The organism is Mesorhizobium sp. M1163 (assembly GCF_040318415.1).
Taxonomy (GTDB): domain Bacteria; phylum Pseudomonadota; class Alphaproteobacteria; order Rhizobiales; family Rhizobiaceae; genus Mesorhizobium.
On record NZ_JAMYMF010000035.1, the window covers coordinates 1 to 22,329 of the forward strand.

Consider the following 22,329-nt stretch of genomic DNA (forward strand, 5'->3'; position numbering starts at 1 on the left):
CCCTGGGTCAGTCAGGGAAGCAGCACACCTAGCGTTTCGGAGGCGATCAAGTGCTGGGGGCGAAAGCTTCCTGTGCCAAGGCAATCGCTTTCGACCTCTGCCATATTGCCGAGGTCGAGATTACGCGCGTTGCAAGCCCATCATAACACGAAAAAGCATCTGCGGGTCGCCCGTTTCGCGAGCCGTCTCGAATGGGCGACTGCGCCCATTGCGTGGTCCACTTCATCGGACGCGGCGCAAGTCGGTAACCTTCCGAACAGAATCCTCGGAGGCGGCTCCAGGTTAGACGTTGCAATTTCGCAGGCCCGCATCGGGCGCTGCGGCTGTGGAGGGCGGCATAGGAGAAGAACCATGCGCAGTTGGAACACGGGCCACATCGTCGGTCAGAGGCCTCCGCCCAAGGCACGAGAGGTCTGGAGCATCCGAACGCGACTGCAGTATCAGGTGCAGAACGCGATCTTGCGCTGTTCAATCTTGCCATCGACAGCAAGCTGCGGGGTTGCGAGCTGGTCACGATCACCGTCGGAGACGTCGCCCTTTCCGGCGTGCGTGATCAGGCGGCGATCGTGCAGAAGACAGGGAGCGGCGCTTTCACAAAGCGTCGCTCCATGACCCGATTACAGACAACGAGACGGGTCTCCTGGACATCCGCTCTTGCCCACATAACCAACAGATCATGCGGCCGGCACAGTCGTTCGGTCGTGGGCGCCTTCGCGGTATTCGCTCCAGGCCTGCCGCAGGATTTGCACCGATGAGGTTAGAAAGATACCGGCCATAAGTGCGGCGACGGCCAGATCCGGCCATGCGCTTGAGGTACTCCAGACGCCGACAGCTGCGGCCATCACCACCATATTGCCGATCGCGTCGTTGCGCGAGCACAGCCAAACCGAGCGGACATTCGCGTCACCATCCTTGTAGGGCATCAGAAAACCAACGGAAGCAAGATTGGCGGCAAGGGCCAGAAAGCCGATGGTGCCCATGATTTCCGCGCTGGGCACGCCGAGGATCAGCGTCTGATAGACGGTCGAGCCGGAAACCCAAAGCGCTATCAGGCTGAGCGACAGACCCTTGAGCAGCGCAGCCGTTGCGCGCGTCCTCAAGCTCGCACCGATGACCGCGAGGCTTATCCCATATGTGAGGGTGTCGGCGAGGAAATCCAGCGCGTCGGCCTTCAGCGCCTGAGAACCGGCAAGTGAGCCGGCAGTCATTTCGGTCAGGAACATGGCCGCATTAATAGTGATGACCGTCCACAGCACACGCTTGTAGCGCAGGTTCATGCCGTCAAAGACCGGCACGCCGCCCGAACAGCATGAGGCTTCCGCTGCTTGATCATGCGAATGACCGTGCAGCTTCGCCGGCAGAACCAGCAGCGGCGGTCCCGCACAGCTTTTGGTTTTATGATCGCAGCAAGCTTCAGACATGGGTGACTCCTCAGTGAAGACACTGTAGGATCTCTAGTGGCTAGAGGTTCAAGAGGCTTTTTATGGATTTGTCGATCGGTGAATTGTCTCGTCGCGCGGAGGTGAAAATACCGACGATCCGCTACTAACGAGCAAATTGGCCTGTTGCCCGAAACGGGTCGAACCGAAGGAAAGCAGCGACGCTATGGAAGGAGGGCAGTAGCGCGGCTTGCCTTTATCCGGCACGCGCGAGAACTCGGCTTCGAGGTTGATGCGATCCGTACGCTGCTTTCGTTGCAGGACGATCCGGATCAATCATGCGCCCGCGCCGATGAGATCGCGAAGGCACGGCTGGTCGAGGTGGAGAAGCGCATCGCCAGTCTCAAGGCTCTGCGCAGGGAATTGCGGAAGATGGTCGAGGAATGCGCCTGCGGGCGGGTCGGCGAGTGTCGCGTGATCGAAACGCTCGCCGACCGAACGCATGCGCATGGGAAGTTGGCGGCAAGTTGATCGGCGACGTGATGGCAGCGTTCGCGGGCGGCGGCAGCCGGCGCACCTTCACAGAATGTCAACCCCGACTCGAAGCATTCAGGCGTCAGCTAGAAGCGATAACGCACTCCGACTTGCGCGAGCACAGGCCAAGCTTGGACAGCGCGCGGCACAGGCTGACGCCGGGAGGCTGGGTTCCGGGGGGCAGGGCGTTGCCGGGCAATGTTCGGTCGCGGCGACATGGCGTTGCCTGTGGATTCTTGTATACGAGCATCCCAGTATAGCCGGCTGCCGGCTGTGTCCACGGAAGGGAACTGCTCGCCACTTGCATCGATCACGGCGACTGCGAGGACTTGCATGAAAACAGCCGTTCGCCTTTGCCTGCTGCTCGCCTGTCTGCCGACATCGCTGGCGCATGCCGGCTGGCAGGCGGTCGAAAAGGTCGAGACCTATGCCATCTCAGGGCAATCCGGGCCGGAGCTCTATGCCTCGATCGGCGGCCGCGGGCCGCTGCTCGGCGAGCGCCGCGTCATCGCGCATACCAATTTCAAGCTGACCTGGGTGAGGGACTACCAGCCGCAAGGCGACGCCTGCGTGCTGGTGTCGGCGCGGCCGAAGCTGATCATCACCTACACCTTGCCGAAGCCGGCCGCGCGGCTGCCGGGCACAATCCAGAAGAACTGGGGCGTTTTCGCAGCCGGCCTCGCCGCCCACGAGAAGGTGCACGGCGCCAGCATCATCGACATGGTGCACAAGATCGAGGCGGCCACCATCGGCCTGACCGTCCCCGACGACCGCGGCTGCAGCAAGATCAGGACCGAAGTGACGAGACGGCTCGCCGGAATTTCGCAGGCACAGCGGCAGGCGAGCCGCGATTTCGACCGGGTCGAATTCGGCCCGGGCGGCAAGCTGCGGCAGCTTGTGTTCACGCTGATGACCGGGGGATGATGCTGCGGGGCGGCGCAGGGCACCATATCTGTCGGCCAAGCTCATGCCTGCTCGGTCGGATAGAGCGTCAGGATGTTGACGTTGACCCGTGGCGGCTGCGTTACCGCGTACAGGATGGCGGCGGCGATGTCCTCGCTTTCCAGCTGCTCCATGTCGCCAAGCCTTAGCTCGACCGCCTGGCGCACATCGGCGCGCATATTCTGGGTGAACTCGGTCTTGACGGCGCCAGGCTCGATGCAGGTCACGCGGATGCCGTCCTTGCCGATCTCGCGGCGAAGCGATTCCGCCATCGCGCTTACCGCGTGCTTGGTGCCGGAATAGACCACCGAAGGGTGGATATAACGGCCGGTGCCGGAAGAAACGACGACGATGTGGCCGGCGCCTTGCCGTTGCATCGACGGCAGCGCCGCATGGATCGGATAAAGCAGGCCCAGAATGTTGACGTCGACCATCCGGCGGTATTCTTCCGGCGTCGTATTGCGGAACGGCGCGGCGACGCCGACGCCGGCAACCGCAAGCAGAATGTCGAGCCGGCCGTACTCCTGCAGGACCCGTTCGACCATCGCCGTGGCTTGCGCTTCGTCGGTGACGTCGGCGGCAATCGGCAGCGCGGTGCTGCCGGTCTCACGGATCCGCCTCGCCAGATCGTCCAGGCGCTCAGTGCGCCGCGCGGCAATCGCCAGCGTGGCGCCCTCGGCCGCCAGCGCCAAGGCGGTGGCCTCGCCGATGCCGGAGGAGGCGCCCGTCACCAAGGCGATCTTGCCGCTCAGTTTTCCTGTCTGCATCGTTTTCTCCTGACGCTTTGAACACGCCCTGAAGCTAGGGCGCAGACATTCTGGGAACAATGCTGGGAGTTCTTGGGCATGATACGCCGCAGCGCCGCATCCCGCGGAGTAGCTCAAGGCATGCGGGACAGCGCCCTCCAGCAAGCCCATGTCTGCGCAATTTTCCTTGAGCGAACGAGCGGGGCTTGACGCGACTGGAGGTGTTGCGTCTTGATATGGGGCTGCGGGGCTTCGCATGAAAACAGCTGATCGACTATGTCTGCGGGTGGCTTGTTTGCATGCGACGCGCTTGCATGCAGCACCGCGATCCTCTGGCGACCGACCGGGCTGAGCGCAAGATGAAGGTCCTCGTCGTCTATTGCCATCCCTGCACCGACAGCTTCAACGGCGCCGTGCGCGATACGGTGCTGGAGACGCTTGCCGAAAGGGGGCATCAGGTCCACCTGCTCGATCTCCATGCGACCGGCTTCGATCCAGTCATGCGCACGCAGGAATGGCGCGGTTACCACGACAAGGCGGCGAACCTGCAACCGGTGCACGAACATGCGCAGGAGCTGATCTGGGCCGAGGCGGTCGTCTTCATTTACCCGACCTGGTGGTATGGCGTGCCGGCGATGCTGAAAGGCTGGCTGGAGCGTGTGCTGGTGCCGGGCTTCGCTTTCGAGATGCCGACCGCACGACGCGGTCCGCGGCCCAAATTGCGGCACATACGCCGGGTGGTGGCGATGACCACATGCGGTGCCACGCCGCTGATGTCGTGGATCATGGGACAGCCCGGCCGGCGAACCCTGCTGCGCGGCTTCCGCTCCGTCTGCCATCCGCTGTGCCGGACCAAATTCCTGGCGCTCTACCGGATGGACAGCGTCTCGGCCGCCGGACGCCAGGCGCATCTGCAGCGGGTCAGGAAAGCGGTTGCCGGTCTTGGCCGCGCTGATGCCATTGTCGCCACGGTGCCTGGCTGATCAGCCGGGTGGGCCGTCGCCGGCGCGGGGCAATCGCTTTGGACAGGCGATTGCGCCAGGTTGGTGTTGGAGACGGCCAATTATCGAAGTAGGGGCCGCCCCTCTGGCCCTGCCGGGCGTTTCTCCCGTAAACGGCAGGGCAATCGAATATGGACTTGACTGACCCACCTACCGAACGCTGCAAAGCCTGAAACAAAAACCCGCCTCGGGAGGCGGGTCGTTGGAGCCAATTGGCACCATAGCCAAGTTAGTAGCATAGCTGCCGGCACAAAGCAAGAACAAAATACGCCGTGGCAATAAAAATCCGAATTCCTGCTCGTCCGAGGTCGCTGCTCAGAACGATTGCAAAACTCGCATTCCTTCACACCACTTGGCATCTCCCGCGCAAGGGCCATGAACGGGGAGATAGACCCGGCCGCAACGCTGGCGCTATGCTTGCAACGTTGGCGCTTTGCGACATTGTCGAAGGCAGCGTCCCTCGCTCCGTCTACGGGGAGGATGCCGGCAGGCAGGTGAGGGGCGGCGCAAACCTGCGAAGCAAGGGGCGGATTCAAATTTTAGGTCCAAAGCGATTGCTCGCCATGGCCTTCGCGGGGTGGCTGCTCGCCGAACCAAAACAGATTGGACAGATGAAAGCTGCGCAATGACCATCACCATCTACCACAACCCCGATTGCGGCACCTCGCGCAACACGCTGGCCATGATCAGGCAGTCCGGCGAGGAGCCTGAGGTGGTCGAATATCTGAAAAACCCGCCGTCGCGCGAAAAGCTCGTCGAGCTGATCGCCGCGATGGGCATGACGCCGCGCCAATTGCTGCGCGAAAAGGGCACGCCCTATGCCGAACTTGGCCTGGGCGAGCCGAAGTGGAGCGACGACGAGATGCTCGATTTCATGCTGGCGCATCCGATCCTGATCAACCGGCCGATCGTGGTGACGCCGCTCGGCACCATGCTCGCCCGACCCTCCGAAGCCGTGCTCGACATCCTGCCCAATCCGGATATCGGCCCGTTCACCAAGGAGGACGGCGAGGCGGTCATCGACGCCAGCGGCAAGCGCGTCGGCTAGATATCGTCTTATTTCGATCTTTGTCGAAATTCTCTTGACGTGCAGCGATTCTGCAAATAGCTTATTTCCATGAAACTCGAAAAAGCAGCTGCGCAACTTGAAGCCCTCGGCAGCCCGACGCGGTTGCAGCTCTATCGGACGCTTGTGCGGGCGGGCGATGAAGGCCTGCCGGTCGGGCGCATCCAGGACAGGCTCGGCATCGCTGCCTCGACGCTGTCGCATCACCTCAAGCGGCTGGTCGACACCGGCCTGGTGACACAGGAGCGGCAGGCGACGACGCTGATCTGCCGGGCCAACTATCCCGCCATGAACGGGCTCATCGGATACCTCGCGGACGAATGTTGCGCCGACGCCACCTGTGCGCCGGCTTCGGTGGAAGCGACGGCCAAGACGGCGGCGTAATTTTTTGGCATTGTAATTCGAAACTACCGGAAGGACGGAAGATATGGAGATGATCGAAAGGCTTCCCGTCGCGGTGATCGGCGCCGGGCCGGTCGGCCTGGCGGCAGCGGTCCACCTCATCGCGCAAGGTATTCCTGTCAAAGTCTACGAAGCCGGCAATAGGGTTGCATCCAACCTCAGGGATTGGGGCCATGTCCGGGTGTTCACGCCTTGGCGCTATTGCGTCGATCAGGCGTCTAGAAACCTGCTCGAGGTGCAGGGCTGGCGGATGCCGGAGCCCGAGGCATTCCCGACGGCAAACGATCTCGTCGCGGACTATCTCGAGCCGCTTGCAAAGCTTCCGCAATTGTCACCGTCGGTCGAAACCGGCGCCCGCGTCGTCGGCATTTCGCGCTGGGGCGCCGACAAGGTGCTGAGCAAGGAACGCGAAAACCGGCCGTTCATGCTGGTGGTCGAAACCGCCAGTGGCACGCGGCGCGACAGCGCCCGCGCCGTCATCGATGCGTCGGGAACCTGGCAAATGCCGAACCCGCTCGGCGCCGGCGGAATTCATGCCGTAGGCGAAGCGCAATTTGCCGACCGCATCGCCTACGGCATTCCCGACATCCTCGGCCGCGACCGCAGCCTTTATGCCGGCAAGACGACGCTGGTCGCCGGCTCCGGCCATTCGGCCGCCAATGCCTTGCTGGATCTCGCCAGGCTGGCGGATATGGAGCCCGGCACGGCCTTCATCTGGACAACGCGCGGCACCGACCTGGTGCGCATCTATGGCGGCGGCGATGCCGACCAATTGCCGGCACGCGGCGAACTCGGCGCCGAAGTGCGCGAACTCGCCGAGAGCCGCGGCGTCAGACTGGTGACGGGCTTTGCAGCCGTTTCGATCCGCGATGCCGACGGCCGGCTGGTCGTCGAAGGCCAGACCAAGGACGGCTTGCAGCGGATTGGCCCGGTCGACCGCATCATCGCCGCGACCGGACAGCGCCCCGATCTGTCGCTGACGCGCGAGCTTCGGCTCGAACTCGATCCGTGGCTGGAAAGCGTCAAGGCGCTGGGACCGCTGATCGATCCCAACGAACATTCCTGCGGCGACGTGCCGCCGCACGGTCACCGCGAGCTCAGCCATCCCGAGCATGGGTTCTACACAGTCGGCATCAAGAGCTATGGCCGCGCGCCGACCTTCCTGCTGCTGACCGGGTATGAGCAGGTGCGCTCCGTCGCCGCGGCGATTGCCGGCGACATGGTTGCGGCCGACAATGTCCAGCTCGTGCTGCCCGAGACCGGCGTCTGCACCGTGCCGCGGATCGGCATTGCCGACACGGGCTGCTGCGGCGGTCCGGCGCCGGTAGCGGTGGATGCCTGCTGTGTCGCCGATGCCGAAGCAAAGGCGATCGGCAAAAGCGGCTGTGGCTGCGGCGTCGCGGCATGAGCCTTCTGGCGCCTTCGCCCACCATCCTGCGCAGCCGCGGCGCAATCATCACCGCGCTTGGCCTGACGCAGATCATGGCGTGGGGATCTTCCTACTATCTTCCAGCGGTGATTGCGCCGGCGGTCTCCTCCGATACCGGCTGGCCGCTGGCATGGGTTGTCGGCGGCCTGTCTCTCGGCTTGCTCACGGCAGGATTGATCTCGCCGCGCGTCGGGTCGTCGATCGAGCGGCATGGCGGCCGCAGCGTTCTGGCGTTCAGCGCCGCATGCATCGGGCTCGGCCAGATCGGGCTGGCTCTCGCCCCTAATCTTGCGGCCTATATCGCAGCCTGGCTGGTCATCGGACTGGGCATGGGGGCTGGGCTCTACGATGCCGCTTTCGCGACGCTTGGGCGCCACTACGGCCACGGCGCGCGCTCCGCCATTACCACGCTGACGCTGTTCGGCGGTTTTGCCAGTACGATCTGCTGGCCGATTTCGGCCTGGCTTCTTGGGGAGGTCGGCTGGCGCGGCACCTGCCTGGCCTACGCTGTCTTTCAGCTGGTGATTGCGCTTCCGCTCTATCTCGTGATCCTGCCCCGCGAGGCGCCGCAACCGGCAGTCGGGCCAGGATTGCCGGTCGGGCCAGGATTGAAAGAGGTGACGCCGGCCGGCGAAGGCAATCCCGATCCGTCGATCATCATCGTTCTGGCCGCCACCCTTACGCTTGCGGCGGTGATCTCCTCGACGGTGTCGGTGCATCTGCTCACCATCCTGCAAGGCAGCGGCATGGCGCTGGCCGCGGCCGTCGGGCTCGGCGCGCTGGTCGGCCCGTCCCAGGTGGCGGCGCGCGCGATCGAGATGACCATCGCGCGCTACCACCATCCGATCCTGACCAAGTTCGCCTCGGTTACGTTTGTGGCGATCGGCGTTTCGGCGCTCTGGGCCGGCATGCCAATCATCCCGCTGGCGCTCGGCTTCTATGGCGCGGGCATCGGCCTGGAATCCATCGCGCGGGGGACGTTGCCGCTCGCGCTGTTCGGCTCGAACGGCTACGCGAAGCTGATGGGCCGCCTCGCCATGCCGAGCCTGATCGCCCAGGCGGCGGCACCCTCGGCCGGCGCATTGCTGCTGGAGCGCTTCGGCCCGCATGGGACGTTGGCCGCGCTTTCTGGTCTGGCGCTGGCCAACGTCATCCTCGCATGCGGCCTGGGCTGGCGGATGCTCCGCTGGCGGCAATCGCAGGTACAAACCCGATAGGATTTCGACCCGCGTTCAGCGCCGTCAACTGGAGAGCGGGAGATCTTCCACGGGATCGACAAGGAAGGATGCGGCAATCAGATCGTCCGCATCGAGGCGCAGTGAGCCTTTGGCGCCGCCCATAATGGCGGCAACCTTTTGAAACGTCTTGATTTCGTACTCGGTAATCTGGGCACTTTGCATTCTGGATTTGAGGTCAGCGACGCGCAGCCCCAAACTGGGGGACATTCCGATTTTACGGTTCGACATGGTAAGATGCTCCTCCCCGGCCCATGTTTGTTTTGCCACCCGCCCTTATTCGCATTTCCTCCGCCTGCCTAAATATGAGGCATCGCGAATACAGCGCCCGAACGCCCGATGCAAGGGAAGGTTCCGGCGCGCAGCGGTCACGAAATAATAACACGAAGGAAGCACGGCCGATGGTCGGGCCGAAGGTAGGACTTAGGTACGATGCCCCGCCGGACAGAGGGCTCCGGTGGCTTATCGGCTGGCGAGGACCATGCGGTTGCCTTCGCTGTCGCGAAACTCCGCCACCGTGCGCCCCGGCTGCCACGGCGCATCATGCGGTTCGGTGATGATTTCGACGCCGCCCGCCTTCAACGCCGCGCTCATTGCTCCGACATTTTCGTCGACCAGCACCAATACGGGCTCCGCGCCGGGGGCGTCGTCGGCGCGCCTGATGAAATGCAGGTTCGTCACGGCATGCGGAAATGCCAGCTCGATCCAGCGCCAGCCGCCGTCGCCCATCTTCTGGTCGGCCAGCACCTGACAGGCGAGATGCCTGGTGTAGAACGCCTTGGCGCGGTCCTGGTCGAACACCGGAAGCTCGGCAAACTGGATATGCATGGTCGTCTCTCCTGCTTGATGGCTGCCGCGCAGCCGCCCACGCGGGAAAGACGATGCGGGCAACCGAAAAGATTCTTCCACAAGGAGAATCTTTTCAGCGCAGCCGGTCGTCCTTCGTTCATACCAACCGGTCAGGAGACGACGATGGACTACGCGCTCATTCGATACGGTGTGAACCAAGCCGACCTGGAAGATAACCGCGCGCTGGTCGAAAAAGTGTTCGAAGCACTGGGCGAGGCGGCACCGCCGACGGTGCGCTATCTCGTGCTCGAGCTGGACGACGGCTCGTTCGTCCACATCGTCGGCCAGGACGGCGATTCGTCGGCGCTGACCGGGCTTGCCGCCTTCAAGGCATTTGCGGAAAACCACGCCGAACGCCGTTCGACCCCGGCAATGCGATCGCCTGTCAAAGTCATCGGCAATTACCGTATGCTGGCGGGTCAGAAGGCGGGATAGCGCCTGCCATGCCGCTCGCGCAGAAACGGGATGCTACGCCGAAAATGAACAGGGCGACGTTGGAGGCGATGCTCGTCGGGTTGCGGCCAAGGCTGCATCGCTACTGCGCGCGCATGGCCGGCTCGGTGATCGACGGCGAGGACATCGTCCAGGAGGTGCTGATCAACGCGCTGCAGGCGATCGACGGCGGTGCGATGGTCGAACGGCCGGAGCAATGGCTGTTTCGCATCGCCCACAATGCCGCGCAGGATCATCTGCGGCGGCGCAATCGGGAAAGGTCGCGCATGACCGAGGCCGACATGAGCGTCATCGAGGATCCCTCCGGCAGCGCCGACAGCCGGCTCGCCGCCCAGACCGGCCTGCGCGCCTTCATGCAGCTTTCGGTGCCGCAGCGCAGCGCCGTGATCCTGGTCGACGTGCTCGGCCTCAGCCTGCATGAGACCTGCGAAGTGACCGGCGCGACGCTCGCCGCCACCAAGGCCGCGCTGCATCGCGGGCGGGCGCAGCTCAAGCTGCTGGCGCTGCAGCCCGAGCAGGCGCTCGCGCCGAAGCTCGACGCCGATGACGAGCGCCGGCTGCGGCGCTATGTCGACCTGTTCAACGCGCGCGACTTCGACGCGGTCAAGGCACTGATCGCAGAGGACGTCCGGCTCGAAGTCGTCAACCGCGTCCGCCTGCGCGGCAAGGCCCAGGCGTCGACCTATTTCGGCAATTACGACCGTATCAGCGACTGGGCATTGTCACTCGGCTTCGTCGACGGCAGGCCGGCGATCCTTATCCGCGACCCGCAGGCGGCCGACGGCACCGTGCGCGGCTTCGTGCTGGTTGAATGGGCGGGCGATGAAATCATCCAGATCCGCGACTTCCGCTATGCACCGTGGTGCCTGGTAGATGCGGAAATCAGGGCCGTGGAGAGGTGAGGCGAGCGCTGGAAATGGTGCGGAAATGGCGCGCGGAGGCGACAGGGCCAAGGTTGCGCCACCGGCTTCGCTATTATTGAGGTGGCTTCTGGCACAGCCACCCGTTGCGGTCGCGGGTGGAACCTTCCGCTTGGGGCCTAGAGTCGACGCCGAAATCTCCGGTGAATATGTCTGCTTGCGCCGAAAGCAGACTACGCAATGGCGGTTCGAATCTCGTTTCGTGGGCCACTTACTCTGCCTCTGAAAACTGGATCGTTCGAAACTGAAGTTTTCCGCGCTACTGTCCCTTGGCTGGGAGGAGCGGGGAACGACGCGGCATCGAACCGGTCGCTTTCGATGTGGGTCAGACGATTGACCCATGAGTAATCATTCCCGCGTCACGCGCCGCCGCTATCGCAGTATTCGGAGTTCCGCCTCTGTTGATGGCCACGACAACCCGGAATCGGGCGCGCGACACAGTCAGGTAGATTTCTCGTAGTACCTGCTGCTCAAGGGCAGCTGCAAGCGGCGGGTTATTAACGACTCGTGGCGGCATAATCCCTTGCTCAAGTCCGACCAGTACCACCGCATCGAACTCCTGCCCACCAACGAAGGATGGGCGGCTAAGCACAACAAGGGGTTGGTCGGGTACAATCTTTTCCCCTCTCTGCGTTATCACATGCAGTGGGAGTTTTGACTCTGTAAAACTATCTAAAATATCTTTCCAATATGTCTCCGAATGACAGATGACGGCAATCTGTCTAACATTCTTCGAGCGAAGTTTCTGTACTGTCTTTACCAGGAATTTTGCGAAGGTCTGATCTTCATTGCGCGTCACAATGACCGGGGGGCTTGCTAGCGGGTGATCTGACGGAACAGAGGCATCATCCGTGCCCGTGAAGTCTGGGAACTCGCTACCAAAAAGGTCGGTGGTCCTTTGGATAACGAAGAAGGCGAGACTTATGATTTCTTTTGTTGAGCGATGGTTCGAGGGCAGCTTCTCGTTCTCAATGTCTGAAATTCCCAACGCGCCCAAGCCAGCGGCGGAAAGACCGAACGGCTCTTGCGCCTCGTCTAGCGCCAGCGCTATCGGAACGTGCTTTGCCGAATTGCTCGTTAAGAGCGGAAACACTCGTCTTTCGTTTTCGTTGAAGAGTTGCGCCTCGTCTACCAAAACGAGATCATACCCTTCGGAGCGCCTTTTCAACTCCCACACCGGCGTTTTAAGCCGACCAGCCAGCGACAATGCTATGTCATCAGAATCCAGCATACCGTACTGCTCAAAAACAACAGCGTGATAATTCTCAAAACAGTCAAAAACGACAGCGCGCTCCGTTTGGTTTAGGATTCTATGAAATCTACTAAAAGGGACCTCTGCGTTTATATACCGGTCCCTTTCGTCAGTTAGCCCTCTGCCTTTGATGACTGCTGATATTTCAGCAGTAACTAGGACTGCGAAGGCAATAAAAAGCTCATCTTCTTTCCATACTTGCTTTAGAAGTTCGCTTTCCTCGAAAAGCTGAGGACGAGTGTTCATAACCTTCTGCAGAGCGCTCCGCACTTGCAAAAATTGGAACTCTTTCGTTTTCTGTGCATCGCGGTCGATCACCATCTGCTCGTCTAGTTCAATACGACGGCGACCGTACTCTCCTAAAGTCGTGACGATCAATTCCTGATCAGTGCCGGTAAGGTATTCCTCGCCTCCAAGGGCCTTGAAACGATCTAACACTGTAGCAGCCATTGCCGCATTGTGGACAATATAGGCCACCTTCAAGGGCTGCCCATTGGCCCTGTGTTCATTGAGGTACCGCAACGCTATCAATTGCATCAGCAACGTCTTGCCTGAACCAGCAGGACCGATGATCCTGACTGGGTGCGAATGCAGAATGTCAACAGAAATGGCCCGACGTTGAGCCGGGTTCAGAACGCCGCTTCGTAGCCACTGATCAAAAGTCCAGTGCAGTGTTTCGTACGGATTTACGACACGATCTTCATACGTGCTCGTTGTCACGGTGATGCTGCTCAGGAACCCCGAGTCCGCATCAGCGGGCATAACAGCATTCCGAAGCTGGGCGAATTGTTCATCCTCCAGCGCCGGGCGCCTTACCTGCCGATCTACGAGCGAATTGCACTTTTCCACCAGAGATACAATCCGGAGTATTTCCGGCTCGATTCCCTTCGTCAACTCGTCGAAATCGTGCTCAGGCCCTATGCCGATAAGCGACCGCGAAGTGAGACCACTGAAGCCTGGCGCCGCTTCATAATAACAGACCGAGTAGTGCCTTGCGTCGTTACCGCGGCCGGCGAGGCAAGTATGGGATCCATTCGGCCGCGCGCGATGTATGAAGTCGCCTTCGATCATGAGCCCTTGCAGGCGCTGGCTTATAACATAGACAAAACGCTCGATTACCTGCGGGCCTATTTTGGGATGCGAAGCAATCGACAGGGCACCTTCTAAACGGAAGATGCCCCAGCTTTCGCTGCCGGTGTTCGAGAGGTACTCTGCATTCCAGATCGCAAGTATCCGACCATCCTCCGCCCCGGACAACCTCAATGGGCCTGCCGCTAAGTCGGCTCTGGCGAGTCCAGAAAGATCTCCATTCAAGAGGATATCTGCCAATGCACTTAGCGCCTCAGGATGTGTTAACAACCAAGAGCAAGTTTCTCGAGTAAGGCTGACGTATTCCATCAAATGTCCACCTGCGATGAGTAAAGATCAACTGTTTCTTTGGTGAAATCAGGCGATCCAATGCGGTTGTATAAGGCAGAGAACCGGGTGAGAAGGTCGGAAAGAAATGCCGCCTTTAATGACAGCATCTTGACCGGTCGCGCCGAAAAGAACGCGTTTTTCATCGTGCTAGACAGGTTCAGAGATTCAACGCGATCAGCCCATGCGGAGTCGCTAGTCTCTTCTGCATAGTTGAGCATCTTTACGGGTACCGTGATAGGGTAGCGGAAGAGTACAACCGAATGCTCTCGGACACCGCTGAATACCGCATTCTGACCATCATGTGGAAGAAAATGAAGAGCAGGAGAGTAACTGTTCCGTATCAATCGATCCTTTATCTTGGCCCATTCAGCACCAAAATGGACGCTTAGTTTCTCGCTTGCGATCGGGTTCAATTCTGAGTGCGTGATAGCATGCAAAATCTCAATGCCCGCCACGGTGCGGTCGATTGCCGCCAGCACCTTCGCCGGACGCTGTTGCGCTGAACGATACTGCTCCAAACCCGTCTGTAGGGACGTCAGTTCCTCGCCAGATGGGGGCACGTACGTCTGAGCTGACCACTCAGGCCGCAACTCGTACCCGATGGTCTGAAGGTTTGCGCATACCCGCTCAATAACCGCCGGTAAAGCCGCTTCCATCGAGAAGAAGGTCCGAATGGGGACAATTGGCAGGTAGGTCAGGGTGTCGGATTTCTGCCAACTAAGATCACATGCTGGAGTTATGACTATGCCAGCGCACGGGGTCTCGCCGAGCATTCCGAACGAAGGCAGGTTGCGCCAGATGTCACCACACTCGTGTCCGAGCGGCGGAAGAGTGTTGTAGTAAGATTTAGAATCAACCTTCGTGACTCTGGCCATTGCGCTGCTTGCCCCCTACCCCGGAGTATGACGACCACACGCGGATGGCAACGTCAACGCTGCGTGATGCGATCTCGACCGATTCGCCGGGCGGACATCCACTCGCGCAAACCGCTGGTCAACCGCGTCCGCCTGCGCGGCAAGGCCGAGGTGTCGACCTATTTCGGCAATTACGACCGCGCGACCGATTGGGCGCTGTCGCTGGGCTTTGTCGGCGGCCGGCCGGCGATCCTCATCCGCAACCCTGGGAGCCGGACGGCGCCGTGCGCGGCTTCATGCTGGTCGAATGGCGGGACGAGCAGGTCGTTCAGATCCGCGACTTCCGCTATGCGCCCTGGTGCCTGGTCGATGCGGAGATCAGTACGATAGAGCGGTGAGGGGGCTTGCCGAGATGGCGCGCGGAGGCGACGTGGCCAAGGGTTGCGCCACCGGACAAGTCTGCCATCGCCTCCATCACCAAGCTGAAGGGCTCCGCTGCCGATTTCGGGGAGCGGTATCGTCGCGAAGAGGATCTACGGCCTACACCCGTCATGCTCGATATAGAGCGGTGCCAGCTTTCGGATCAGGCAGCCTCCTCCTGGGTGACCCAAACGCAAATTGTCACACGGCAGCAAGTTCTTAGACTGGTTCCGGTTCTCTGGAACCGGTAACCCGCTCTAACTATCTGTTTTGCCGCATTTATGCGGACGCCAAATGATTCCATTTGGCTGCAAAATGCGCTAGCCGATACGCACGCGGCGCGTCACCTGGCCATTGCTTTCCCAGTATGTGTGTTTCTTGGCAATCAAGGGATCGTCCATCGCCGGTTGAATTTGTCCCGTGGTGCTGACCGCGCGCGAGGTCACCGTGTGTTCTCCAGGAGAGGGATTTGCCCAATCCAGGGACCAAATTTTCCAGGCGTGTTCTGCCTCCTCACTGTGGTCAATGGTCGCTGGTGCCCAAGGCCCCTGATCGATTTGCACTTCGACCCGTTCGATCGGCGCCCCCCAGCCTGCTCCAATGATGGAGTAATCTGAATCTTTCCGGGTAACCTTCGCGGGCGCGGACTTTATCAGCGCTCGCCCGACCGAAGTCTCGGCCCATACGGTCTCGCCGTTGTGGTCCTCCTCCCGGATGGTGACATAGTCACGGGCCATCAGAAGGCTCATGAACCGCGTATCGCGAACCTCGATGCGCTTTAGCCACTTGACGTTGGCGATCCCGTACCAGCCTGGAGCAATGAGCCGTACCGGGAAGCCGTTGGCCGCCGGCAAGGCGGCTCCATTCATTTCATAGCAGAGGAGATTGTCGGGGTTCATCGCGTCGGCGAGCGACATGCTACGAGCGAAGTTCTGCTGCATCTTGACGTCGCGTATCGGGACCTCGCCTGTGTCGGTACCGAAAAAGACGACCTCGATGCCCTTCTCCAGAACACCGGCTTCCTCGAGGATCGGGGCGAGCGGCGTCCCTGCCCAACGGGCATTGCCGATGCCGCCGGTGAAAAAGGGAAATCCGTGGTTGCCCGAGCATTCCACTGTGAAAACGACCTCCTGCCGCGGTCGCGCCCTGATGTCGGCGAGCGTTAACTCCAAGGGCTTCTTGACCAAGCCTCCGATCTCCATCGACCATGTCTTCTCGTCGATCGTTGGTCGGTTGAAATGCGAGATGCTGAAGAACTTGTCGTTTGGCGTTATCCAGCTATCCAAATCCTCCCAGACAAGCTGCTTCTGGATACCCACCGGATCGGGATTTTTGGTCGGCTGATCCAGCCACGGAATAACTTCCTCGCTCGGCCGTGTTGGAAAAGCGTAAGCCCGACGCGAGGTATAGAGAGCAGCAATTGCGGCAAGAGCCGCGCTTCCTTGAACAAGAAGTTCTCTGCGCTGAAAATCAGGCATGTTGTTTACCTCCCAGTTGATCCGGAACGGGCTGCAACGTGCCTTAGGCCGTAGCCTGATCACGGATAGGCGACACAATGTGAGGTCTGCCCATCCGGAAGTATCCGGATAGGTCAGACAATCACCGACGCAAGTCAGGCATGTGAAGCGTTGGACGAAACTCTGGCTCGCGTTTCGCATGCCAAGAGTGCGCCTTTGAGAAGGAAGTGTCCACAACTTGGACGGGACATGATGATGATTGCGGCATTCCATGCCGATTTCCGGTCCTGCCAAATCCTTGCTGCTCGGATCGCTGCCGAACGCCCCTTCTGGGTCATTTCCGGACCTTGGCGGGTTGCGCTCGGAAACGCTTGTTTCGACCCACGTCTGCCGTTCCGATATCGCCCCGCCATCTCCGGGGGGTATGTTCACCCAAATTCGACAAGAAACCGCATTGGCCTGCCGCCTCTTGTCGCGATCACTCTTGGCGCCACAGGATGGCGGCACGGCCGGCGCAGGTGTATGATGATGGTCTAATACTTCGCATCAGGGAGGACAGCATGACGTCTTGGGAAATCAAGGGACGGGAACTCGTCAATTGCACCTGCGAATATGGCTGCAACTGTCAATTCAATGCGCTGCCCGACAAAGGCCATTGCCATGCGGTGGCGGGCATCCAGATTGACGAAGGTCATCATGGCGAAACCGCTCTCGACGGCCTGCGGATCGCCGCGATCTTCAAATGGCCTGGCGCGATCCACGAAGGCAATGGCGAAGCCATCGCTTTCGTCGACGAGAATGCAACCGACCGGCAGCGTGACGCGCTGCTGCGCATCATGACCGGCCAGGACACCGACCCGTTCGCGACGATGTTCGCCGTCTACGCCTCAACCGTGACAAAAATGAATGAGCCGGTTTTCACCAAGATCGATCTCGACCTCGATATCGACGGCCGCAGGGGCCGCATCTTCGTCAAGGACTACATCGAAACGGTCGGCGAACCGATTCGCAACAAGGTGACGGGCGCGGACTCGCGCGCTCAGATCGTGTTGCCGAACGGCTTCGAATATGCGGTCGCCGAGATCGGCAGCGCTTCAAGCACAACCAGCGGGCCGGTTCAGGTGAATATGAAGGACAGTTACGGCCAGTTCGCCCGGCTGCATCTCAACAATCACGGGGTGGTGCGAGCCTGACGCGCCGCATGGACGGTGGGTCGCCACTGGAACGGCTGCTCAGACGCGACCGCGTCATCACGATTGCGGGCGTGGCGGCGCTGTGCCTGCTGGGCTGGCTTTATATCGTCGCCGGTGCAGGGCTCGGCATGAATGCGTGGGAGATGACGAGGGTCGCGCTATTCCCCCACCAGCAAACCGCCGACATGACCTCCGATATGTCTGGCATGGACATGCCCGGCATGGACATGAGCGCAATGGCCACGGCGACGGAACCGCGGGTCTGGGGGGCGGCGAACTGGGCGCTGATGATCGCCATGTGGTGGGTCATGATGATCGCCATGATGTCTCCGAGCGCGGCGCCGACTGTCCTGCTCTATGCGCGCGTGCATCGCCATGCGCTCGCACAGGGCCAGATCCAGGACAAGCTCGCGCCCACCGGCGTATTCATGGCAGGCTATCTCTTGGTCTGGCTGGGGTTCTCCGTCGCGGCAGCTGCGTTGCATTGGCTGCTCGAACGCGAGGCATTCGTTACCGCGGCGACGATGAGTTCGCAGAGCCGCTGGCTTTCAGGCATCGTCCTGATCGCCGCGGGCCTGTATCAGCTCTCGCCGCTCAAGAACGCCTGCCTGTCGCATTGCAGGAAGCCGACGGCGTTCCTTTCCCGCCACTGGCGTCCCCACACACTTGGCGCGCTGCGTTTGGGCGCGCTGCACGGGGCGTTCTGTGTCGGATGCTGCTGGATGCTGATGGCGTTATTGTTCGTGGGTGGCATCATGAACCTGGTGTGGGTTGCCGGGCTCGCCATTCTGGTGCTGGTTGAAAAGGCGTTTCCTGCCGGCCAGTGGGTCGGCCGGGCAGCCGGCATCGCCCTGATCGCCTGGGGCAGCGCAACGCTTTTGGTGTGACGGCCACGTAAAGTGCATCGCACCGCCCCAGCCAGGCCGGCTCACAACGCGTCGGGGCGGACCGGCGGTGACGTCAAGCTTACGCAGGCATTCAGGCGTCAAGGAACTTTGAATCCTGGCGTCCGTTTATCCGAATGTCGGGTATGAAGGGCTCCGCCATGAATGTCGGCGACGAAAGGACTGTATCCGTTTGGGCGAGAACCGAAGTCGCGCCTGATGCGGTTCCGCTCGAGCGGAGTGAACAGGTCGATGTCGTGGTCGTCGGATCTGGCATTGTCGGACTGTCGGTCGCCTACGAACTGGCCATCGCCGGGCAAAAGGTGGCGGTGCTCGATCGCGGCCGGATCGGAAGCGGCATGACGGCCCGCACCACCGCGCACCTGTCATCGATCTGCGATGACTATTTTTCGGAACTGATCAAATTGCGCGGCGAGGAACTGGCGCGGATTTACTATCAAAGCCAGTCGGCCGCTATTGACCGTATCCAATCGATCCTGGAGGCGGAGGGTATGGCGTGTGATTTCCGCCGCCTCGACGGTTTTCTGTTTCCGGCGTCGGGCAGGAAGGAATCCGTCATCGAGCGCGAACTGGACGCCGCTCTGAAGATCGGGGTCGACGTCGAGAAAACCGCAGGCGTGCCGTTTGCAGGCTTTTCGGATGCACCGATCCTTCGCTACGCCAATCAGGCGACATTCCACCCGCTCAAATATCTCCGCGGGCTGGCTGCCGGCATCCGCGCGCACGGCGGCGCGCTTTATGCGGAGACCATCGTCGATAAGGTCGAGGAGACCGACGGCGGCGTGCGCGTAAGCACGGTCTCGGGCTTTGCCGTGTCTGCCAGGTCGGCCGTTGTCGCCACCAACTCGCCGATCAACGATCGGGTCGCGCTCCATACCAAGCAGGCGCCGTATCGGACCTACGCCATGTCGTTCGAGATCGCGCGCGACGTTTTGCCGGATGCACTCTATTGGGACACGCTGGACCCCTATCACTACGTCCGTCTGCAGCCTGGCGAAGGCAAGACCGACTTTCTGATCGTCGGTGGTGAAGACCATAAGACAGGGCAGGCCGACGACGCCGACCACCGCTTCACGGCCCTGGCGGCCTGGATCAAAAAATTGGTGCCCGATCTCGGCGCGGAAGCCAATCGATGGTCCGGGCAGGTGATGGAGACGGTCGACTATGCCGGGTTCATCGGCCGCAATCCCGGCAACGGGCACGTCTTCGTGGCTACGGGCGATTCCGGTCAGGGCATCACCCATGGGGTCGTGGCAGGCCTGTTGATTTCGGACCTGATTCTGAAGGGGGAAAGCCCCTGGCGGGGACTTTACGAACCCTCGCGCAAGACGGTACGGGCGATCGGCGATTATCTAGCGGAGAATGCGACAGCGATCAGGAGTTTTGCCGAGTATGTCGCGCCTGGTGAAATCGATTCCGCCGACAAGCTGCGGCCGGGGCAGGGCGCTATTGTGCGCGAAGGTCTTACCAAAGTCGCGGCTTTTCGCGATGAGGACGGTACGCTCTACAAACGCTCGGCCGCATGTACCCATGTCGGCTGCCATGTCCATTGGAACTCGCTGGAACGCTGCTGGGACTGCCCCTGCCACGGCTCGCATTTTGCCGTCGACGGCACGGCCTTGAACGGGCCGGCCGTATCGCCCCTGGCTCCTGTCGGATAGTTCTTTCGAGATCGGTATCGCCAGACTTTCGCCCCGACCGGCCGGCTCACAACTCCTTTTCGGCGAGCTCGCGAAACGCGTCGGGAACCGACCGCGACAGTCCGAGCGCGACCGAGGCGTAGCCGACCGCCTCCCAGCCGAAGCGGTCGCGGATCTTGTCGACGGCGCGATCTGCGATCCAGCGCGCCGCGCCCCTGCTGGTGCCGGGGCGGCGGCGGTCGTCGTCGAGCCCAAGCGGCAGTTCCAGTTGCAGGCCGGCATGCTGCTCCAGATGCGAGACGGCGATCGCCAGCAGCGAGATGGTTTTTTCGTGCGGATGGTCGATGAGCACCTTGCGGACCAGCGCCTCGGCGATCTCGGCCAGCATGGCGGTTGCCGAAATCGGCTGGTCGAGCGTGATCGAGCGCGTCACCGAGCGCAGGTCGGCAAAGCGGACACGAACCGTCACCGTGCGGCCGGGCCGGGATTTCGCCCGCAATCTTGTGGCGACCCTATCGGCCAGATGCAGCAGCGCAGGCACGAAGACCTGCTCCTCGGCCGGTTTTCGGCCGAGCGCCGATTGCGCGCCGGCCGAGCGCGCCCGGCGCTGCGTCTCGAGCTTGCGCGGATCGCGGTTCCACGCCAGCGCGTTGAATTTCTCTCCCGCCGCCGGCCCGAGCAGGCGCTCCAGCGCGCCATTGTTGGTCTTCGCCAGCTCGCCGATGGTGTTGACGCCGATGCCGGCCAGCCGCTCCCTGGTGACCGGGCCGACACCCCACATCAGCTCGACCGGCAGGTGGTGCAGGAACTCCAGCTCGTGGCGCGGATCGACCACCACCAGCCCGTCGGGTTTTGCGACCTGTGAGGCGATCTTGGCCAGATGCTTGGTGCGGGCTACGCCGACCGAGATCGGCAGGCCGAGCTCCGCCCGCACGCGGTGGCGGATCTTGCCGGCGATCTCGGCCGGCGAGCCGAACAGGTGGGTGCAGCCGGCGAGGTCGGCAAAGGCCTCGTCGATGGAAATTCGCTCGACCACCGGCGTGAAATCGCCCAGCACCTTGATTGCCGCATCGCCCAGCCGCTGATAGTCCTTGAAATGGCCGCCGACGAAAATGAGTTGCGGGCAGAGTTCCCGCGCCCGCCGTCCCGGCATGCCGCCGCGCACGCCGAACGCCTTGGCTTCATAGGATGCGGCGAGCACTACCCCGCCGCCGACGGCAATCGGCTTGCCGCGCAAGGCCGGGTCGAGCAGTTGTTCGACCGAGGCATAGAAGGCATCCAGATCCGCGTGGAGGATGTTGGCTTCCATCCGGCCCGTTCGCCCGCGGCGGTTCAAACGCCGCATCATCTCGAGTTGTGATGAGAACATAAAGAGAACATTGTGGGCGGATTGTCAAGCGGCGCGGAGGGTAGGTGAAGGGCAATGGCTTCAGTTTGGCGCCCTCTGTCTGCCTGCGTTCCAGCGTTGGTGGTTGGCGAAAGTCGAAGCAACATCCAATCTCCCCCCTTGCGGGGGAGATGTCCGGCAGGACAGAGGGGGGTGGGACGGATCGCCAACTTCGACTTCAGTTGTTGCCAACTCGAATCAGCCTGAGGGTTTGGCTCCGATTGGTTGACAGGTCGGAGGGACAGCACCCCCCTCTGCCCTGCCGGGCATCTCCCCCGCAAGGGGGGAGATCGGCAGCTTCGCCGACGGCGCCTGCTGCAGCGACCTACAGCGCCATCTTGTAGCCGAGATGGCTGGCGGTGAAACCGAGGCGCTCGTAGAAAGCGTGCGCCTCCCGTCGTTCCTTGTCAGTGGTGAGCTGAACAAGGCTGCAGCCGCGCGAACGGCACGTTTCAATCGCCCATTCGATCATCAGCTTGCCGACGCCGCGGGACAGCCATTGCCGGGCGACGCGTACGCCTTCGATCTGGCCGCGCCAGGCACCCTTCCTGGAGATACCCGGAAGGAAGGTGAGTTGCAGGGTCCCGACCACTTGCTCGCCCTCGACGGCCACGGCCAGCAACTGGTTGGGATCGGCATCGATCGCGCTGAAGTCATCGAGATAGGATGGCGCGAGCGGCGTGGACGGGTCTTCCCGGTCTGCGCCGAGCGCATCGTCGGCAAGCATTGCAACGATCGCCGGCAGGTCGGGCGCCTGGGCACGACGGAATTCGATCTCGCTCATCGCGCGGAGACATACGGCGTGGATTTGGCGACGACAAGCGTCGGCTAGTGGAAAGCAGCCGT

21 protein-coding genes and 1 pseudogene are annotated in these 22,329 nt (G+C 61.7%); 13 read left to right on the forward strand and 9 right to left on the reverse strand.

The genetic code is table 11. The annotated features are described in order from the left end of the window. Nucleotides 1–674: 674 nt before the first annotated feature. Entirely contained in the window at nt 675–1,421 is a 747-nt protein-coding gene (locus NKH43_RS27510) for a cation efflux transmembrane domain-containing protein (RefSeq protein ID WP_352860787.1), read from the reverse strand. A gap of 62 nt (nt 1,422–1,483) precedes the next feature. On the opposite strand from NKH43_RS27510, the pseudogene NKH43_RS27515 reads away from it, so the two are divergent. Beyond that, nucleotides 1,484–1,910, forward strand: a pseudogene (locus tag NKH43_RS27515) (MerR family transcriptional regulator). 336 nt (nt 1,911–2,246) lie between these two features. Further along, nucleotides 2,247–2,837: a DUF922 domain-containing Zn-dependent protease gene (locus NKH43_RS27520; RefSeq protein WP_352860789.1), complete on the forward strand. Its 591-nt coding sequence runs from the start codon at nt 2,247–2,249 to the stop codon at nt 2,835–2,837. 41 nt (nt 2,838–2,878) lie between these two features. Here NKH43_RS27520 and NKH43_RS27525 read toward each other — a convergent pair whose 3' ends face one another. Beyond that, nucleotides 2,879–3,622, reverse strand: coding sequence for an SDR family oxidoreductase (locus NKH43_RS27525; protein WP_352860791.1), 744 nt, complete (start codon nt 3,620–3,622; stop codon nt 2,879–2,881). Between the two features lie 293 nt (nt 3,623–3,915). Between NKH43_RS27525 and NKH43_RS27530 the strand changes: the two genes are divergently transcribed. The 5 genes from NKH43_RS27530 to NKH43_RS27550 all read left to right on the forward strand — a co-directional run bounded on the left by NKH43_RS27530 (nt 3,916) and on the right by NKH43_RS27550 (nt 8,716). After that, a complete protein-coding gene (locus tag NKH43_RS27530; protein WP_352860792.1) occupies nt 3,916–4,584 on the forward strand; it encodes an NAD(P)H-dependent oxidoreductase in 669 nt (222 codons plus the stop codon). Between the two features lie 643 nt (nt 4,585–5,227). Then, a complete protein-coding gene (gene arsC, locus NKH43_RS27535) occupies nt 5,228–5,650 on the forward strand; it encodes an arsenate reductase (glutaredoxin) (RefSeq protein WP_352860794.1) in 423 nt (140 codons plus the stop codon). 69 nt (nt 5,651–5,719) lie between these two features. Then, entirely contained in the window at nt 5,720–6,052 is a 333-nt protein-coding gene (locus NKH43_RS27540) for an ArsR/SmtB family transcription factor (RefSeq protein WP_352860796.1), read from the forward strand. A gap of 49 nt (nt 6,053–6,101) precedes the next feature. Beyond that, the gene (locus NKH43_RS27545; RefSeq protein ID WP_352860881.1) at nt 6,102–7,478 is read left to right on the forward strand and encodes an FAD-dependent oxidoreductase; all 1,377 of its coding nucleotides are present in this window, start codon (nt 6,102–6,104) and stop codon (nt 7,476–7,478) included. Further along, nucleotides 7,475–8,716 (forward strand): MFS transporter, encoded by a 1,242-nt coding sequence (locus NKH43_RS27550; protein WP_352844611.1) that lies wholly within the window; start codon nt 7,475–7,477, stop codon nt 8,714–8,716. The genes NKH43_RS27545 and NKH43_RS27550 overlap by 4 nt, the downstream gene beginning before the upstream one ends. 24 nt (nt 8,717–8,740) lie before the next feature. On the opposite strand, the gene NKH43_RS27555 is transcribed toward NKH43_RS27550, so the two are convergent. Then, nucleotides 8,741–8,965, reverse strand: a complete 225-nt coding sequence (locus NKH43_RS27555) for a hypothetical protein (RefSeq protein WP_352860797.1) — start codon at nt 8,963–8,965, stop codon at nt 8,741–8,743. Nucleotides 8,966–9,196: 231 nt separating this feature from the next. After that, a complete protein-coding gene (locus tag NKH43_RS27560; protein WP_352481659.1) occupies nt 9,197–9,562 on the reverse strand; it encodes a VOC family protein in 366 nt (121 codons plus the stop codon). A 144-nt stretch (nt 9,563–9,706) separates the two neighbouring features. Here NKH43_RS27560 and NKH43_RS27565 point away from each other — a divergent pair, with 144 nt between their 5' ends. Continuing rightward, nucleotides 9,707–10,018 (forward strand): hypothetical protein, encoded by a 312-nt coding sequence (locus NKH43_RS27565; protein ID WP_352481658.1) that lies wholly within the window; start codon nt 9,707–9,709, stop codon nt 10,016–10,018. Nucleotides 10,019–10,062: 44 nt separating this feature from the next. Further along, nucleotides 10,063–10,938, forward strand: coding sequence for a sigma-70 family RNA polymerase sigma factor (locus tag NKH43_RS27570; protein WP_352481657.1), 876 nt, complete (start codon nt 10,063–10,065; stop codon nt 10,936–10,938). Nucleotides 10,939–11,281: 343 nt separating this feature from the next. Here the strand turns inward: NKH43_RS27570 and NKH43_RS27575 are convergent, their stop codons facing one another. Next, the gene (locus NKH43_RS27575; protein WP_352860798.1) at nt 11,282–13,606 is read right to left on the reverse strand and encodes a UvrD-helicase domain-containing protein; all 2,325 of its coding nucleotides are present in this window, start codon (nt 13,604–13,606) and stop codon (nt 11,282–11,284) included. Then, a complete protein-coding gene (locus NKH43_RS27580; RefSeq protein WP_352860799.1) occupies nt 13,606–14,502 on the reverse strand; it encodes a hypothetical protein in 897 nt (298 codons plus the stop codon). The genes NKH43_RS27575 and NKH43_RS27580 overlap by 1 nt, the downstream gene beginning before the upstream one ends. Nucleotides 14,503–14,690: 188 nt before the next feature. Here NKH43_RS27580 and NKH43_RS27585 point away from each other — a divergent pair, with 188 nt between their 5' ends. Next, on the forward strand, nt 14,691–14,879 hold the full coding sequence (locus tag NKH43_RS27585) for a hypothetical protein (protein ID WP_352860801.1): 189 nt from the start codon (nt 14,691–14,693) through the stop codon (nt 14,877–14,879). 342 nt (nt 14,880–15,221) lie between these two features. Here the strand turns inward: NKH43_RS27585 and NKH43_RS27590 are convergent, their stop codons facing one another. Beyond that, entirely contained in the window at nt 15,222–16,379 is a 1,158-nt protein-coding gene (locus tag NKH43_RS27590; protein WP_352592728.1) for a sulfite oxidase, read from the reverse strand. Between the two features lie 539 nt (nt 16,380–16,918). Between NKH43_RS27590 and NKH43_RS27595 the strand changes: the two genes are divergently transcribed. The 3 genes from NKH43_RS27595 (at nt 16,919) to NKH43_RS27605 (ending at nt 20,117) form a co-directional block, all read left to right on the forward strand. Further along, nucleotides 16,919–17,551, forward strand: a complete 633-nt coding sequence (locus tag NKH43_RS27595; protein WP_352481656.1) for a DUF1326 domain-containing protein — start codon at nt 16,919–16,921, stop codon at nt 17,549–17,551. Between the two features lie 8 nt (nt 17,552–17,559). After that, a complete protein-coding gene (locus NKH43_RS27600; RefSeq protein WP_023722934.1) occupies nt 17,560–18,438 on the forward strand; it encodes a DUF2182 domain-containing protein in 879 nt (292 codons plus the stop codon). Nucleotides 18,439–18,596: 158 nt separating this feature from the next. Beyond that, nucleotides 18,597–20,117, forward strand: coding sequence for an FAD-dependent oxidoreductase (locus NKH43_RS27605; RefSeq protein WP_352860882.1), 1,521 nt, complete (start codon nt 18,597–18,599; stop codon nt 20,115–20,117). Nucleotides 20,118–20,163: 46 nt separating this feature from the next. On the opposite strand, the gene dinB is transcribed toward NKH43_RS27605, so the two are convergent. Next, on the reverse strand, nt 20,164–21,405 hold the full coding sequence (gene dinB, locus NKH43_RS27610) for a DNA polymerase IV (protein ID WP_352860803.1): 1,242 nt from the start codon (nt 21,403–21,405) through the stop codon (nt 20,164–20,166). 403 nt (nt 21,406–21,808) lie between these two features. Further along, nucleotides 21,809–22,267 carry a GNAT family N-acetyltransferase gene (locus NKH43_RS27615; RefSeq protein ID WP_352860805.1) on the reverse strand — a complete coding sequence of 153 codons (459 nt, stop codon included), beginning with the start codon at nt 22,265–22,267 and terminating at the stop codon, nt 21,809–21,811. Nucleotides 22,268–22,329 lie beyond the last annotated feature (62 nt).

What these genes read in the sequence shown, in the direction of transcription:
- NKH43_RS27575 (WP_352860798.1), bottom strand. Translation starts at nt 13,606, where the DNA reads ATGGAATACGTCAGCCTTACTCGAGAAACTTGCTCTTGGTTGTTAACA.
- arsC (WP_352860794.1), top strand. Translation starts at nt 5,228, where the DNA reads ATGACCATCACCATCTACCACAACCCCGATTGCGGCACCTCGCGCAAC.
- NKH43_RS27560 (WP_352481659.1), bottom strand. Translation starts at nt 9,562, where the DNA reads ATGCATATCCAGTTTGCCGAGCTTCCGGTGTTCGACCAGGACCGCGCC.
- NKH43_RS27540 (WP_352860796.1), top strand. Translation starts at nt 5,720, where the DNA reads ATGAAACTCGAAAAAGCAGCTGCGCAACTTGAAGCCCTCGGCAGCCCG.
- NKH43_RS27565 (WP_352481658.1), top strand. Translation starts at nt 9,707, where the DNA reads ATGGACTACGCGCTCATTCGATACGGTGTGAACCAAGCCGACCTGGAA.
- NKH43_RS27555 (WP_352860797.1), bottom strand. Translation starts at nt 8,965, where the DNA reads ATGTCGAACCGTAAAATCGGAATGTCCCCCAGTTTGGGGCTGCGCGTC.
- NKH43_RS27530 (WP_352860792.1), top strand. Translation starts at nt 3,916, where the DNA reads ATGCAGCACCGCGATCCTCTGGCGACCGACCGGGCTGAGCGCAAGATG.
- NKH43_RS27590 (WP_352592728.1), bottom strand. Translation starts at nt 16,379, where the DNA reads ATGCCTGATTTTCAGCGCAGAGAACTTCTTGTTCAAGGAAGCGCGGCT.
- NKH43_RS27550 (WP_352844611.1), top strand. Translation starts at nt 7,475, where the DNA reads ATGAGCCTTCTGGCGCCTTCGCCCACCATCCTGCGCAGCCGCGGCGCA.
- NKH43_RS27580 (WP_352860799.1), bottom strand. Translation starts at nt 14,502, where the DNA reads ATGGCCAGAGTCACGAAGGTTGATTCTAAATCTTACTACAACACTCTT.
- dinB (WP_352860803.1), bottom strand. Translation starts at nt 21,405, where the DNA reads ATGGAAGCCAACATCCTCCACGCGGATCTGGATGCCTTCTATGCCTCG.
- NKH43_RS27545 (WP_352860881.1), top strand. Translation starts at nt 6,102, where the DNA reads ATGATCGAAAGGCTTCCCGTCGCGGTGATCGGCGCCGGGCCGGTCGGC.
- NKH43_RS27600 (WP_023722934.1), top strand. Translation starts at nt 17,560, where the DNA reads ATGGACGGTGGGTCGCCACTGGAACGGCTGCTCAGACGCGACCGCGTC.
- NKH43_RS27570 (WP_352481657.1), top strand. Translation starts at nt 10,063, where the DNA reads ATGAACAGGGCGACGTTGGAGGCGATGCTCGTCGGGTTGCGGCCAAGG.
- NKH43_RS27615 (WP_352860805.1), bottom strand. Translation starts at nt 22,267, where the DNA reads ATGAGCGAGATCGAATTCCGTCGTGCCCAGGCGCCCGACCTGCCGGCG.
- NKH43_RS27510 (WP_352860787.1), bottom strand. Translation starts at nt 1,421, where the DNA reads ATGTCTGAAGCTTGCTGCGATCATAAAACCAAAAGCTGTGCGGGACCG.
- NKH43_RS27605 (WP_352860882.1), top strand. Translation starts at nt 18,597, where the DNA reads ATGAATGTCGGCGACGAAAGGACTGTATCCGTTTGGGCGAGAACCGAA.
- NKH43_RS27595 (WP_352481656.1), top strand. Translation starts at nt 16,919, where the DNA reads ATGACGTCTTGGGAAATCAAGGGACGGGAACTCGTCAATTGCACCTGC.
- NKH43_RS27525 (WP_352860791.1), bottom strand. Translation starts at nt 3,622, where the DNA reads ATGCAGACAGGAAAACTGAGCGGCAAGATCGCCTTGGTGACGGGCGCC.
- NKH43_RS27520 (WP_352860789.1), top strand. Translation starts at nt 2,247, where the DNA reads ATGAAAACAGCCGTTCGCCTTTGCCTGCTGCTCGCCTGTCTGCCGACA.